The following is a 14,661-nucleotide window of genomic DNA, read 5'->3' as shown; positions in this document are numbered from 1 at the left end:
ACACAACTGCGCCAAAAGCGTAGTTGTGGTGTGCTAAATAATCTAAACAGTGACCTTGTGGTCACTGATTGTATTTCGTGATGTACAGAATGAGCCAGCGTCTAGTTCGGCCCACCTGAAGACAAAATGACTTGATGGATTTCTTCAACTATGAACTCTCAATATCGCAAACCTCTTGCCGGCACCGAGTTGGATTTTTTTGATACTCGTGAAGCAGTTAATTCGATTCAGCCTGGGGCTTATGAAAAGTTACCGTATACCTCTCGTGTTCTTGCTGAACAATTGGTTCGTCGCTGCAACCCCGACTCGCTGACTGACTCTTTAAAGCAGATCATTGAACGTAAACGTGATTTGGACTTTCCCTGGTATCCTGCCCGCGTAGTATGTCATGACATTCTTGGTCAGACCGCACTTGTGGATCTTGCCGGCTTACGAGATGCAATTGCAGAGCAGGGTGGTGATCCATCCAAAGTCAATCCTGTTGTACCAACGCAGTTGATTGTTGATCACTCTCTTGCCGTAGAGCATGGCGGTTTTGAACCGGATGCATTTGAAAAAAACCGTGCCATTGAAGACCGCCGGAACGAAGACCGCTTTCACTTTATTGAGTGGACAAAAACGGCATTTAAGAACGTCGATGTAATACCTGCCGGAAACGGCATCATGCATCAGATAAACCTTGAAAAAATGTCTCCGGTTATCCAAGGTCGAGACGGGGTGGCTTTCCCTGATACCTGTGTAGGGACAGATAGTCATACGCCGCATGTTGATGCTTTGGGGGTGATTGCCATTGGTGTGGGCGGCCTGGAAGCTGAAAACGTCATGCTGGGTCGAGCATCCATGATGCGTTTGCCGGATATTATTGGGGTAAAACTGACGGGCAAAAGACAGCCAGGAATTACAGCCACAGATATTGTTTTGGCGATTACTGAGTTCTTGCGTAAAGAGCGCGTTGTATCTTCTTATCTTGAGTTCTTCGGTGAAGGTTCACGAGATCTTACCATTGGCGACCGTGCGACCATCTCTAACATGACCCCTGAATATGGCGCAACCGCTGCGATGTTTTACATTGATGAGCAGACGATTGACTACCTTAAGCTAACAGGTCGTGAACCTGAACAAGTCGCATTGGTCGAGCAGTATGCCAAAGAAACCGGGCTGTGGGCGGATAGCTTGGAAACTGCGGAATACGAGCGTGTACTTGAGTTTGATTTATCCAGTGTTGTTCGCAACATGGCTGGCCCATCAAACCCGCACAGACGCTTACCAACCTCCGATCTAGCTGAACGAGGAATTGCTGCAGACTGGGAAGAGAAAGAAGGTGAGATGCCGGACGGTGCTGTGATTATCGCGGCCATTACCAGTTGTACAAACACCAGCAATCCACGCAATGTCGTTGCAGCAGGCCTGTTAGCACGCAAAGCAAATGAATTGGGCCTGATCCGAAAGCCTTGGGTTAAGTCTTCATTTGCGCCGGGCTCTAAGGTCGCAAAATTGTACCTTGAAGAATCAGGTCTACTGCCAGAACTTGAAAAACTTGGGTTTGGCATTGTGGCTTACGCATGCACTACCTGTAACGGCATGAGTGGCGCACTTGACCCTGCAATTCAACAGGAGATCATTGACCGTGATCTTTACTCTACGGCGGTACTTTCCGGCAATCGTAATTTCGATGGCCGAATTCACCCATACGCTAAACAAGCGTTTTTGGCATCACCTCCTTTAGTTGTTGCTTATGCGATAGCGGGAACCATTCGGTTTGATATTGAGAAAGATGTTCTGGGTAAGGATCAGCACGGTAACCCAGTGACACTGAAAGATATTTGGCCGAGTGATGAAGAGATTGATTCCATCGTTCAAGCCAGTGTAAAACCAGAGCAGTTCAAGCAGATTTACATTCCTATGTTTGATCTCGGTACAGTAGAGGAAGCGGAAAGTCCTCTATATGACTGGCGTGAAACGAGTACTTATATTCGCAGACCTCCTTATTGGGAAGGAGCTCTTGCAGGTGAGCGCACCCTAAAAGGGTTACGCCCACTGGCGGTATTAGGCGACAACATCACAACCGATCACTTATCGCCTTCAAATGCGATTCTGCCAAGCAGTGCTGCTGGCGAATACCTTGCTCAAATGGGGCTGCCAGAAGAAGACTTTAACTCCTATGCAACTCATAGAGGAGATCATTTAACGACGCAACGTGCCACGTTTGCCAACCCAAAACTATTAAATGAAATGGTTCAGGAAAACGGTGAAATAAAGCAGGGTTCTCTCGCCCGTATTGAGCCGGAAGGCAAAGTAACAAGAATGTGGGAGGCCATAGAAACTTACATGAGCCGCAAACAGCCGTTAATAATTGTGGCTGGGGCAGATTATGGCCAGGGTTCTTCGCGTGACTGGGCGGCAAAAGGGGTTCGACTTGCAGGTGTTGAGGTGATTGTTGCGGAAGGCTTTGAGCGAATTCATCGCACAAATCTGGTCGGCATGGGGGTATTACCACTTCAGTTCCAAGAAGGAACCAACCGTAAAACGCTGAACCTTGATGGCTCAGAAATCTACAGTGTTAACGGTGATAGAACACCTGGTGCAACACTCACGCTGGTTATCGAGCGTAAGAATGGGGAGCGAATTGAGGTTGCGGTAACCTGTAGACTCGATACAGCAGAAGAAGTTTCTGTTTATGAAGCAGGAGGCGTACTTCAGCGTTTTGCTAAAGACTTCCTTGAGTCTTCAAAGTAACGCCAAAGGCGGCCAAGAAAAAGTACTTTTTCTTGGCCGCTAAGTTTTTTCAACTGATCGTTCTTGAGCATAAATAATGACGTACAAACCTCAATTAAAAGTGCCGGCAACCTACATCCGAGGCGGCACAAGTAAAGGTGTTTTCTTTAACCTAAAAGACCTTCCTGAAGAGGCTCAAACGCCTGGCAAAGCACGTGATGCACTGCTACTCAGGGTAATCGGAAGTCCTGATCCATACGGAAAGCAAATTGACGGTATGGGTGGCGCTACATCCAGTACCAGCAAAACAGTGATTCTGTCTGAAAGTAATCAGCCAAACCATGATGTGGACTATTTATTTGGCCAGGTCTCCATCGATAAACCATTTGTGGATTGGAGTGGCAATTGTGGCAATTTAACGGCTGCGGTAGGCGCTTTTGCTGTATCCAACGGTTTGGTGGGTAAGGAACGGATTCCTGACAATGGCGTAGTTATTGTGCGTATCTGGCAGGCAAACATAAAAAAAACCATTCTTGCTCACGTCCCTATCGTTAATGGAGAGGTTCAGGAACTGGGCGATTTTGAACTGGATGGCGTTACTTTCCCGGCAGCTGAAGTCAAAATTGAGTTCATGGACCCAGCCGACGGCGATGGAGATATGTTTCCAACGGGCAATGTTATTGATGAATTAACAGTGCCTGAAATTGGAGTGCTTAACGTTACTATGATCAACGCAGGCATTCCTACGATTTTTGTTAATGCTGATCAACTTGGCTACACAGGTACAGAGTTACAAGACGATATCAATGGTGACGCTGATGCTTTGGCAAAATTTGAGCGTATAAGGGCCTATGGTGCTCTTAAAATGGGACTTATAGAAACGCTTGATGAAGCAGCAGGGCGGCAGCATACGCCTAAAATCGCGTTTGTGGCACCACCAAAGGAATATACCTCTTCGAGCGGAAAGACAGTATCTGCTGAGGCGGTAGACTTACTTGTAAGAGCGTTATCCATGGGTAAGTTGCATCACGCAATGATGGGAACTGCAGCGGTTGCAATAGGCACTGCTGCTGCCATTCCTGGAACACTGGTGAATATTGCTGCCGGAGGTTGTGAGCGTAAAGAAGTTCGGTTTGGGCATCCTTCAGGTACCTTAAAAGTTGGCGCTGAAGCTGAACACACTGCAAGCGGCTGGACAGCAACCAAAGCAATAATGAGCAGAAGTGCACGCGTTATCATGGAAGGCGTCGTGAGGGTGCCGGCAGATACAATTTAAGCCAGTTTCTTTGGCAATCTCAAACAGGTATCAATAACAGGAGTACAATGAGTCTGACGCAATGAAATTTCTGAAGCTTTAACGCTGTGATTCATATTTGTTGATACTTGTGAGTAAGGCCTGGCTATCGAGCCGGGCTTTTTTGTGCTAAAACAATAGATTAACCCTGTCATTAATAACCATTTCGGAGAAAGTAATGGACCTTAAGATTCCGCCCTTGCTTGTTATGTTTTTAATGATCCTGGGGCAGGTTGAGCTGAGCGATTGGGTGCCTCTATTGTCCTTCCCGGAAATGCCAATTTGGTTACCTGTCCTTTGGATGGTATTTGGAGGCGTTATATGCCTCTTAGCTGTGGTTGAAGTAAAACGAAGGAAAACCACAGTTGATCCAAGAAAACCGGAAAGCTCCTCTTCATTGGTCACACAAGGAATCTATCAATACAGTCGTAATCCAATGTATTTAGGAATGGCGTTATTTTTAGTCGGAACAGGTTTTTATTTTGCTGACATCTCTTGCATGCTAGCGGTTATATTTTTTGTTTTGTATATTCAAAGATTTCAAATCATGCCTGAAGAAGAAATACTAAAGAAAACGTTCGGTGATGACTATTCAAACTATCAAAATTCGACCCGGCCGTGGCTCTGAGTCGCGTTTTGTCGGTGTCAGAAACCTTGGTGATATACTCCATTGTAATGCGGAGGCAGAGAACTTATTAAAAACGCCTGATCTTAGAAGGGTAATAGATAGGTAATCACAGGTAATAAAAAAGGGGCTTATTCAGCCCCTTTTCCCTCGATATAGAAATTCCAACTCTCGTCAGAGTGGAATCTTGTGGACACCAGAAACCCCAGTCATACCATCCCATTGATCCGCACGGCCTTCACGCCATCCACAGAGCCAACTATGTCGTGTTGTTGGATTCTGAGGAGCCATCTCTTTAGATTTGCCTAAAACACCTGCGTTGTAGCCTTTGTTGAATGCACGACTAGCTTGATCGCGTTTCTGTCTTCTCATCTATACTTTCCCCTTTGGTGTCAACTGATGAAAAGTTTGTCTCGGTACCGACATCTTTGTCAGTACATAAATATTAATACCCGTATTAGCGTTTCGCTTCTAGAAATATTTTGATCTTAAAAAATAATTTGTAATGAATATTTAATATTTAGCTTTTTTGAACTTTTTTGCTCAAGCATGACACCACTGAATTCATTGAGGTTTGTCGAGGGAGGAAGATGTAGTTAAGTATAGGTCATTTTTTTGTTCTTCAGATGAAAGGTCGTGCAAAAATCAGAACAAACGGTACTAAAAGTAGAACTGAGACGTTGAACCTTAAAAAGAAAACATCAAGAAAAAACATGAGGAATGCCTTTAATCAGTGTAAAATAAGCTGAAATTATACTGAACTGAGGTGGTATTCTTATTGTGAATACAGGCAGAGTAGATTTAAATTTATTAGTTCATTTGGATGTCCTGCTCAGAGAAGAAAATGTCACCAAGGCGGCAGAACAGCTTGGTATTACTCAGCCCGCAATGAGTAATGGCCTGAAGCGCCTTAGAGACCTGTTTCAAGACCCTCTATTAATTAGAACTTCGGAAGGAATGACTGCGACCGAGAGAGCTAAAGAATTACAGCCTCAAATTCGTGAGATTCTGTCTCGGGTGGATCAGGCAGTTCAACCCACCGTTGACTTTGAAGAAGGAAAAAGCAGCCGTGTGTTCCGCATTATGGCTTCAGACTATGCTGAGTCCACCTTAATGCCTGAAATGCTGAAAGAAGTCAGGCAGAAGGCGCCAAACATCACCCTGGATGTACTTACGCCCAGCGATGTCAGCTTTGCTGACGTAGAGCAGGGCAGAGTCGATATGGCAATTAATCGTTTTGACCATTTACCACAGTCTTTTCACCAGAAAACGGTATGGACCGACAGCTTTTCCTGTGTAATGAGTCCCAATAACCCGATTATTAATGATTTTGACTTAGACAGTTATTTGTCTGCCAAACATATCTGGGTCAGTAAAACGGGCGTTGGTGTGGGTGTGGGTGTGAACCCAAGACAAGTTCAAAAACTTGGGTGGGTGGATGAAGCGCTGTCTAAAATCGATAAGAAACGAAATATCAGTGTTTTTACAAGGCATTACCAAATAGCAATTTTGCTTGCTCAAGACAACGACTTAATCGCAACCCTGCCGACCAGAGCCATTGGTTTGAATACTCAAATAAATAAGCTGCAAGTCAAAGATCCTCCATTTGAAATACCGTCATTTGAATTGAAGATGGCCTGGAGTCCATTACTTCACAGTAATCCAGCGCATATATGGTTAAGAAATTTAATCACTAAGGTCGCGGAACGCGTAAAAGACTAAACTCAGAAGGGAAATCCGGCAGGTAACTCTAGCTTATGTATGCTAGAAGTTCCTTGCCTTACTTACATCTTTATACTAAATACTAACAATTACTTTTCACTTGTAGTTACAGTGATTTGTCTTTTGGGCTTAGTTACAGGCCCATAGCAAATAATGCCATTTCTCATTGGTTAATCTCCTTGTTTTAGTAACTCGAAATTACAACAACTTTATTACACTTTTGTTATCGTTCATTTCCTGAACAACTTTAGATAATATAAGCCTTTAAAAGTTCCCTTTGTCAATAAAAATACTTAACAAAATCCACTAAACTTTTTAAAAATGTTTAGATATGTATCTCACTCTTATGATTCTAGTGCAAAGGAATGAATTTTTATGACCAGAGAAACAAGCCTGCTCTCGACCCAGCTACAGCACTATTTGTTAGACGTTGGTATACGAGAACCCTCGATATTAAAAAACTTACGGTTAGAAACCGAGTCCGACGAAATGTCCCGCATGCAAATTTCTCCAGAGCAAGGGCAATTTATGTCGATGTTAACTAATCTTATTCAACCTGGTCGGATTCTCGAAATTGGCACATACACAGGCTACAGCAGCCTATGTATGGCATTGAACACATCTAAAGACAGTGTGTTATACACCTGCGACCAAGAGCCCAAGTGGACGGATGTTGCTCAGCGATATTGGCGTGAGGCCGGAGTTGATCATAAAATCAAACTAATGCTAGGTGACGCAAAAGAAACAATGAGGCGGCTGATCACAGAATTCGGTGAAGCTTCATTTGATATGATTTTTATTGATGCGGACAAAGAAAACTATCCAGAGTATCTATCTTTAGCAAAGAGACTCCTGAGAATCAGAGGAGTGATGTTAATTGATAATGTATTTTGGAAGGGCAGTGTTCTGGATTCAGGAGACAACACCGAGGCAACCCTCGGGGTTAGGGAGTTAAATCAAACCTTACATAACGATGCTGACTTTCAGATTTCAATGCTGCCAATATCTGATGGCCTAACCTTGGCTTTAAAGTTAAATTAATCAATGGATTGGTGATACCTATTAACAAATTACTTCAACCATATCTTGCGCAAATCATGTGTTCGAAGCGTTTAAGAAACGCAAGATACTACCTCAGTGAGTTTGTAAGGGTTTCCACGAGACAAAACCACCACGCAACATTTTATTTCGATTTGGACGATCCATACTCAACCATCATGCTTCCTGTGTTAATCGAAATGGAGCAGGCATTTCAGATCAGTTTTGATATTCAGGTCGTTGAGCCCAGAAAGCCTGAATTCATTCCAGAGCAAGATGCACAAGAACGATACTCGCTGATTGATGCAGGATATTTAGCGCAGGCCTGGGGGTTAGACTTTCCCAATTTGATTCCAAACCAGAAAAGGTTAAAGCCAGAGGCGCTAAGATTGTTGTTATTGCATCGCAATACCACATCAGAATGGCTGGAGTTAGCCACCAAGGTAACAGACGCATACTGGCATGGCGACTTTTCTGTTCTCCATAAGCTGATTGCCAATGAAAAAGCGCTGGATATGTTTGATGTGGCCGGTGTATTAAAAAATAACACGGAGCAACTTTATAATTCAGGTTATTACTCAGGAAGTTCAATCCATTACCGTGGCGAGTGGTACTGGGGCTTAGACCGACTTTACCTATTAAAAAACCGGCTACAAAAGTTTTCTGCTCAAGAGCATAAGGCCCTGTATTATCCTGACTGGGGCAGGGTGCGTGTTCCGAGTCGGCCGCAGGACAACGTCGACATGTACTTTTCTTTTCGGAGTCCCTATTCGTACATTGCAATAGCAAGACTGATGCAGCATAAGAATAAATACCCCATTGATGAGATATCTTTTCTTCCGGTTCTCCCTATGGTAACCAGGGGTTTACCTGTGCCTCGAGCTAAGAAATTGTTCATTCTAAAAGATGCTGCACGAATCGCCCATTTTGAGAATATCCCCTTTGGCCGGGTCAGAGATCCTTTAGGTGATGGAGTATCTAGCTGTATGGCGTTGTATTTCCATGCTCCAAAAGAGCAACAGTTTGATCTTATCTACAAACTTATGACAGACATCTGGAGTCTTGGCAAAGATGTGAGCCAAGAAACCTATATTAACGACATTTGCAAGCAGTTCTCCATCCAGCCTGATAAAGTTCATAAGTCTTTAAAAACAAAAGACTATGAAGATAACTTAAGTAATAACATGAAAAATCTATCTCGATTAGGGCTTTGGGGAGTTCCATCCTTTTCTAAGGGAAAGCTAACCGCTTGGGGACAAGACAGGATGCCTCTCGTATTCTCTCGTGCATTCCAATAATTATTTGTGGAGTCTCTCTTGATCAGTGAAGTTTGCAGCGACAACCTAAGTCAGCTACCCACATATCTTTACTCAGCAGAACAAACCCGAGCGCTTGATCATGCCTTGATCACAAAGCTCTATGACCGAGGCTACGATCTGATGGAGAAGGCGGGTTCAGCCGCTTTTAAATTTATCCAGCAGCAATACCCGCAACATAGGTCGTTTAAAATTTTCTGCGGAAAAGGGAATAACGGTGGCGACGGCTTGGTCATTGCAAGATTGGCACTAGAGTCTGGCTATGATGTAGAAGTAATTTTTGCTACTGAATTAACGTCACCGGAAAAAGAGTTAAGTGAAACCTGTTATTTAGCGTTTCAAGCGCTTAATAAACTCAAGATCAAGGTGCAGTCCTTTGATAGCTGGAAGACTTTGCAACCATCAGCTCAAATTCAAACAAACAAGACCGTTTTAATTGACGCGCTACTGGGTACAGGGCTTTCCGGTACGGTTAAACCCTCTTATAAAGCGGTAATTGACTTCATCAATGCAGCTGAATTTTCCGCCGTATACTCAATAGATGTTCCTTCCGGGCTTTCGTCTGATTCAGGCATGGAGCTTGGCTGTGCGGTTCATGCTGACATTACTCTGACATTTATTGGAATTAATAAAGGACTTGTCACTGGCAACAGCCGAAACTTTACAGGTCGTTTGTTTTTTTCAGGCTTGGGCACACCAGAAGATATTTACGACCAAGTAAAAAGCTCGACAAAACTATTATCTTTAGAAGAAATAAATACTGAGAGCTATAAACGGAAGCCCGCAGGGCATAAAGGTGATTCAGGACGAGCCGTTTTTATTGGAGGAGTGGATGGCTTAAATGGAGCTGCTGTACTGGCCTCCGAGGCTTGCCTTCGATCCGGAGTCGGCTTATTAACCGCTATCGTAGGTGAACGTGCCATTTTGCCAATCCTGACCCGTAGTCCGGAAATTATGGTACAACCTCTCTTGAGTGATAATACAGTTTCTCAAATAACAACCTCGTTACAAAATGCCCATGCTGTTTGCATTGGGCCAGGATTAGGAAAATCATCAGCAGCCAAAGAAGCCGTTATTGCGGTGTTGAAGCAAAAACTTCCGACAATCATCGATGCCGACGCATTAAACCTCCTTTCTGAAAACCCTGAAATATGGAAACAACACGGACACAGCCAATGTATTTTGACGCCACATCCAAAAGAAGCGGCAAGACTGCTCAACATTCCCCCCGAAAGTGTTAACCAAAATCGTTTTTTGGCCATTGAGCAGTTGGTTGATAAATTCGCATGCACAGTGCTTCTTAAAGGCTCTGGAACACTTATTTCCAGCAAACGGAACAATATTCTTGTATGTATTTGCGGCAACGAATCTTTATCTGTCGGCGGGGCTGGCGATACGTTATCAGGTATTTTATTAGCCGCTTTAGCGAAAAGCAGGAATGCTCTCAATGCAGCGAACTACGGAGCTTTCGTGCATGGCTACGCAGCAGAGTTGGCCTCTCAGGATGGCGTGATTGGCGTTTTGCCAAGTGATCTAATGCCTTTCATCCGTTTGATCATAAATAAAACAGCGATATAAATTAAGGCTTTAGCACCCATACTTTAATGGTTGTCATTTTGATGGCGTTGAACTTTAATGCAAAAACGAGATTTACGACGAATACTATAACAATAAATAACACATAGGGTGGGTTACAGATGGATATAGCAATCTATCGTGACGGTGAAGAATTATTTCTTAAGGCACAGAATGAAGTTTTCAGAGTCATAGGCCGTACTACAAAAGATTTTCAGTTTGAAGCAATGGATCAACTACCAAACGCAGCTAAGAAACTGGGTGACCACTACATGTGGGCTATTGCTTCTAAGCTTCCTGATGAGATTATCAATGCAGCATAAAGATAAAAAGGTGAATGCTCTTAAAAACTTGACGGTTATGTAAATTCATGTAAATTTACATAACCTTCTAATATGTAAGTACTATTTTATGCCTTTTTTATTAATTGTTTCGTTCTTAACTGGTGTTGCTTTAACTTGGTTCATAATGAACCGAAAATTTAATCAAACACTGAAGGCTACCTTATCCGATGTCACATCTGAAATGTCTGACCATATCAAAGGGCTGGAAAGTGATTTAAAAGAATCATCTCAGAAAGTAGCTGATTTGGAATATACGCTTCAAGAAAGCAAAAAAGATCTGGCTGCGTTAAAAAACAGCAGAAACGACTAAGTGGTATTTCAAGCAAGACAAAAATCCAATCCTAAGAATTAGAATAATAAATGGACGAAATATGTTGAAAATATTTCGCATCAAAAAACGCAAAGAGCGCAAACGCGTTTCAGTTGATGAGATAAAAGAGCTTTATCCAATTAATGCTTTAACGCCTCAGCATCAAATTTTAATCACAGCTAAAAGTAAGCGTATCTCACTGAAAAAAGGGGCTGTGATCGCTGAGGCGGGTTCAACAGATGATTTTCAATATTACTTACTCTCGGGTAAAATCAAGCTAATAGCACAAGATGGTAAATCAAAAACAATCTCTTCCTCTTCAGAAGCAGCCACGCACCCCATAGCCAATCTTCAGCCCAGAAGATACAAAGTGATCGCTAAAACGAAGATAACCATTCTGGTGACCAGCCGATCAATTTTAAGTGATTATTTTGATCAGGCGAAGGAACTTCTTGCCCCTGAGCGTGTGAATGACAATTATACGCCCATTCTATCCACTACTCCGATTGATAGCGCAGTAAGGGCGGTTCTGGATCACTTTGAAAATGATGTTGATAGTGGTCGATTCGTATTACCAAGCATTCCGGAAGTCGCTCATCAGATTGTTGAAATTCTGGATGACCCAGACGCTAATGCCACTAAAATTGCAAGAAAGGTCAGTCTTGACTCCGCAATTGCTATTAAGTTAGTGAATGCTGCAAATAGCCCGCTCTTTAAAGGGGTGAGGGATATAACCTCAAGTGAAGATGCCATTGTTCGTTTAGGGTTGAAAACAGCCAAGGATTTGATAAAGGTATTTGCTGTTCGGGATTTATACCAGTCCAACACACCTGAAATTCAGAAGCGCCTTCGTTCCCACTGGAATATAAGCAAGCAAGTGGCCGCCATTGCATATGTTTTGTCTAAATTAAATAAAACCTCCAATCCAAATGAAGCTCTTCTTGCTGGGGCAGTACATAACATTGGTGTTGTGCCAGCGCTCTTGTATGCAGAGCATATGCCTGAAGTGTTAGAGCGGTATGACTTATCCATTGATGAGTTTGTAAATAAGACGAAAACTAAAATGGGCGTTTATATGCTCAAACACTGGGAGTGGCCACAACAATTAGTGGATGTGGTTGCCCACGCCGAAAACTGGAAATACCAGTCCGGGCATCAAGCCATAGACATGACGGACATTGTTATCGTGGCAAATGCTCATTTGAATATACTTAGAAAGTTTTTAACCTGCCCGCCATTGCCAGAAATTACTTCATTCTCGAAGCTTTCCTTAAAATTAAACTTAACACCAGAAAAAAGCATTAAGATTTTGGTGAATGCCAGAAAAGAAATCCAGTCTGTGGCCTCCGCAATCGCCTTTCCAAGCTAGTTTTCAGCAATGTCTCACAGCGCACTTCTCAAATAATTGGCTATTCTTAATTTAAGATCTGATTAGGAGTGCGTATGTTTTCGTTCAGGACAGAAGAGAAGGTTGACCCTAAGCAAGTTGTTGTTCGTAAAGCAACAATGCTTGAGCTGAAAAAGTTCATGCCGCTACGTGACATGGGGAAGAAGCAACTGGTGCTTTTAGAAGCAAAAAATAAAGTCATCAGTTACAAAAATAAGGAACAAATTCTTGAACATGGAAGCTGCAATAATGTGGAGTACTTTTTACTCAGTGGCTCCATCAAGAAAGTAGCGAAAGACGGTAAAATCAAGATCATTAAAGCAAACACTCCTGACGCAATTAATCCAATCGCACACCTTCAACCAAGACAATTTGATGTTTATGCTGACCCTGACTGCACCATGGTCGAAGTTGCATGGGATGTCATCGCTAAGTTCTTCAGCCAGTCCCAAGCGCAGAATATCAGTCACTCCGTCGATGTGGATTTATCATCGCCTACGTTAATGAAGGATCTGGTACAAAGATTTGCCAGCGATGTGAAGAAGGGGCGATTTACTTTACCAAGCATGCCGGAAGTGGCTGAGAAAGTAGCAGCGCTCATAGATGACCCGGATTCATCATCAACACAAATCGCTAGAACCATTTCCATGGACCCGGCCATTGCCGTCAAACTGGTCAGTACTGCGAACAGCCCGTTATTTCGTGGCTCAAGGCAGGTGACTAGCTGTGAAGAGGCCATCACTCGCATTGGTTTTAAAACAACCAAGCAGCTTGTCCAACTCTTTGCAATTCGAGAGTTATTTACTGCCAAAAACTCAGAAATTAAAAAGCGCTTCAAAGCGCACTGGAACATCAGCCGAAAAGTTTCTGCAATTGGCTTTGTACTGGCAAAATGCGTTAAAGGTGTTGATGAAAATGAGGCGTTGCTAGGCGGGATTGTTCAAAATATCGGTGTTCTTCCTTCTTTGGTCTATATGGATAACATACCTGAGTTATTAGAAGACGAGTCTTTTAACATAGATGAGTTTATCAATAAGACGAAGAATATCATGGGAGCCTACATGCTGAGAGAGTGGAAATGGTCCCGTAATCTGATTGAAATAGCGGCACATGCAGAAGACTGGAATTATCGTCCTGAGGCTGAAAAACTCAATATGGCTGATATCTTGATCATCGCGGAAGCCCACTTAAACATCGTACAAAAATTCATTGTAAATTGCCCGCCGTTACCAAATATTGCATCCTTTAATAAGATGGCTCACCTGCTTCAACTGACACCTGATAGAAGCATAGAAATCATTTCGGCGGCAAGAAGTGAAATTCAGGCTGTTGAATCAACCATAGCTCTGCCAGTATAAAAAAAGCTACCTTTTGGCAGCTTTTTTTATTCATTTACACTTTTAGAAATCTGCTTTTAACGCAAGGTATGGCCCGGAAAGCGTTAAATCGAAGTCGTAATCCTCAAGGTCATCAGCCTCAATAACGAAGTGTCTATAGCCAAGTTCAGCACCTGCAAATGTTAATGGCATCCAGCCAATCGCTGCTTGAGCATCGTAAGTTACAATGTCGTCAATTGTCAGACCATTAAAGTTTACGTTTGCATAAACATCCGTGAGCGGGAGATCAAATTGAGCATTCGCATAAATCATCGGCAAGGGCGTTGATAAGCTATTGGTTGTTTTGAAGAAAGTATTTCGAAGCTCAAGGTCGATATCCAGGTAACGGACAGTTAATCCAAGGTCGGCTTGAATCCAGTTATCCATCAACTCGTAGTATAAAGTTGTATCGTAGATTTCGGCCTGAAAATCGGTTTTAACTTCTGTGCCTGCCAAAAAGGTCACGCCTTCCATGGTAATGTTTCTATCAAGCCGACTCTCCTCAGAAGTATCAATGCCCATATAAGCAAGCTTGATATTAGGAAGCAGGGGAATAGGGTGCTCAAAAGCAATTTCTGCAAACCCAACGGTTTCACCATCAAAGCCTAGATCGTCTTCAATGTCAGCAACTGTACCGTTGTTCTCAAGATCCTTAAATTCTCCAGAATAGTCCATCATCCAGGCGCCAACTCGGCCATGAACTCCGACAACATCTGCAGATGCTGTAGTTGCAGCCACACAAAGGGCTGTAGCAATAATTCCTTTCTTTATCATTGTTTTTCTCACTAACCATTTGAAGTATTAAGTGTAGACGCAAGGGCAACTTCTTGAAAGTGACATTAACAGTTTATTGCATGTAATTGTTTCAAATGGAAAAAGTACAGTAAACCTTATCTGCTCAGGCTCCTTGGGCAATATCATGACACCCTTCCCGCCAATGAACGTTAAAAGAGCCCATA

General features: G+C 43.0%; 13 protein-coding genes. 11 read left to right on the top strand and 2 right to left on the bottom strand.

Annotated elements, in window-relative coordinates; genetic code table 11:
- Positions 1-150 precede the first annotated feature (150 nt).
- The 3 genes from acnD to ABD744_RS07605 all read left to right on the top strand — a co-directional run bounded on the left by acnD (position 151) and on the right by ABD744_RS07605 (position 4,637).
- Positions 151-2,736, top strand: a complete 2,586-nt coding sequence (acnD, locus tag ABD744_RS07615) for a Fe/S-dependent 2-methylisocitrate dehydratase AcnD (protein ID WP_344797078.1) — start codon at positions 151-153, stop codon at positions 2,734-2,736.
- A gap of 76 nt (positions 2,737-2,812) precedes the next feature.
- Positions 2,813-3,991, top strand: a complete 1,179-nt coding sequence (gene prpF / locus ABD744_RS07610) for a 2-methylaconitate cis-trans isomerase PrpF (RefSeq protein WP_344797076.1) — start codon at positions 2,813-2,815, stop codon at positions 3,989-3,991.
- Positions 3,992-4,187: 196 nt separating this feature from the next.
- Complete coding sequence (locus ABD744_RS07605; protein ID WP_344797074.1) at positions 4,188-4,637, top strand: methyltransferase family protein; 450 nt, start codon at positions 4,188-4,190, stop codon at positions 4,635-4,637.
- Between the two features lie 171 nt (positions 4,638-4,808).
- Here ABD744_RS07605 and rmf read toward each other — a convergent pair whose 3' ends face one another.
- On the bottom strand, positions 4,809-5,006 hold the full coding sequence (rmf, locus tag ABD744_RS07600) for a ribosome modulation factor (protein ID WP_344797072.1): 198 nt from the start codon (positions 5,004-5,006) through the stop codon (positions 4,809-4,811).
- A 408-nt stretch (positions 5,007-5,414) separates the two neighbouring features.
- Here rmf and ABD744_RS07595 point away from each other — a divergent pair, with 408 nt between their 5' ends.
- The 8 genes from ABD744_RS07595 (at position 5,415) to ABD744_RS07560 (ending at position 13,684) form a co-directional block, all read left to right on the top strand.
- A complete protein-coding gene (locus tag ABD744_RS07595) occupies positions 5,415-6,356 on the top strand; it encodes a LysR family transcriptional regulator (protein ID WP_344797070.1) in 942 nt (313 codons plus the stop codon).
- 375 nt (positions 6,357-6,731) lie between these two features.
- Entirely contained in the window at positions 6,732-7,397 is a 666-nt protein-coding gene (locus ABD744_RS07590; RefSeq protein WP_344797068.1) for an O-methyltransferase, read from the top strand.
- 56 nt (positions 7,398-7,453) lie between these two features.
- A complete protein-coding gene (locus ABD744_RS07585; protein WP_344797066.1) occupies positions 7,454-8,692 on the top strand; it encodes a DsbA family protein in 1,239 nt (412 codons plus the stop codon).
- A gap of 18 nt (positions 8,693-8,710) precedes the next feature.
- A complete protein-coding gene (locus tag ABD744_RS07580; protein ID WP_344797064.1) occupies positions 8,711-10,288 on the top strand; it encodes an NAD(P)H-hydrate dehydratase in 1,578 nt (525 codons plus the stop codon).
- A 119-nt stretch (positions 10,289-10,407) separates the two neighbouring features.
- Positions 10,408-10,608 (top strand): hypothetical protein, encoded by a 201-nt coding sequence (locus ABD744_RS07575; RefSeq protein WP_344797062.1) that lies wholly within the window; start codon positions 10,408-10,410, stop codon positions 10,606-10,608.
- Between the two features lie 88 nt (positions 10,609-10,696).
- Entirely contained in the window at positions 10,697-10,939 is a 243-nt protein-coding gene (locus ABD744_RS07570; RefSeq protein WP_344797060.1) for a hypothetical protein, read from the top strand.
- A gap of 61 nt (positions 10,940-11,000) precedes the next feature.
- Positions 11,001-12,308, top strand: coding sequence for an HDOD domain-containing protein (locus ABD744_RS07565; protein WP_344797058.1), 1,308 nt, complete (start codon positions 11,001-11,003; stop codon positions 12,306-12,308).
- A 74-nt stretch (positions 12,309-12,382) separates the two neighbouring features.
- A complete protein-coding gene (locus ABD744_RS07560) occupies positions 12,383-13,684 on the top strand; it encodes an HDOD domain-containing protein (protein WP_344797056.1) in 1,302 nt (433 codons plus the stop codon).
- A gap of 42 nt (positions 13,685-13,726) precedes the next feature.
- Here ABD744_RS07560 and ABD744_RS07555 read toward each other — a convergent pair whose 3' ends face one another.
- Positions 13,727-14,476 (bottom strand): TIGR04219 family outer membrane beta-barrel protein, encoded by a 750-nt coding sequence (locus tag ABD744_RS07555; RefSeq protein WP_344797054.1) that lies wholly within the window; start codon positions 14,474-14,476, stop codon positions 13,727-13,729.
- Positions 14,477-14,661: the final 185 nt, after the last annotated feature.

This window comes from Litoribacillus peritrichatus (genome assembly GCF_039537985.1).
Lineage (GTDB): Bacteria > Pseudomonadota > Gammaproteobacteria > Pseudomonadales > Litoribrevibacteraceae > Litoribacillus > Litoribacillus peritrichatus.
Note: the sequence above shows the minus strand (reverse complement) of the source record. Positions and strands in the feature narration are given on the sequence as shown.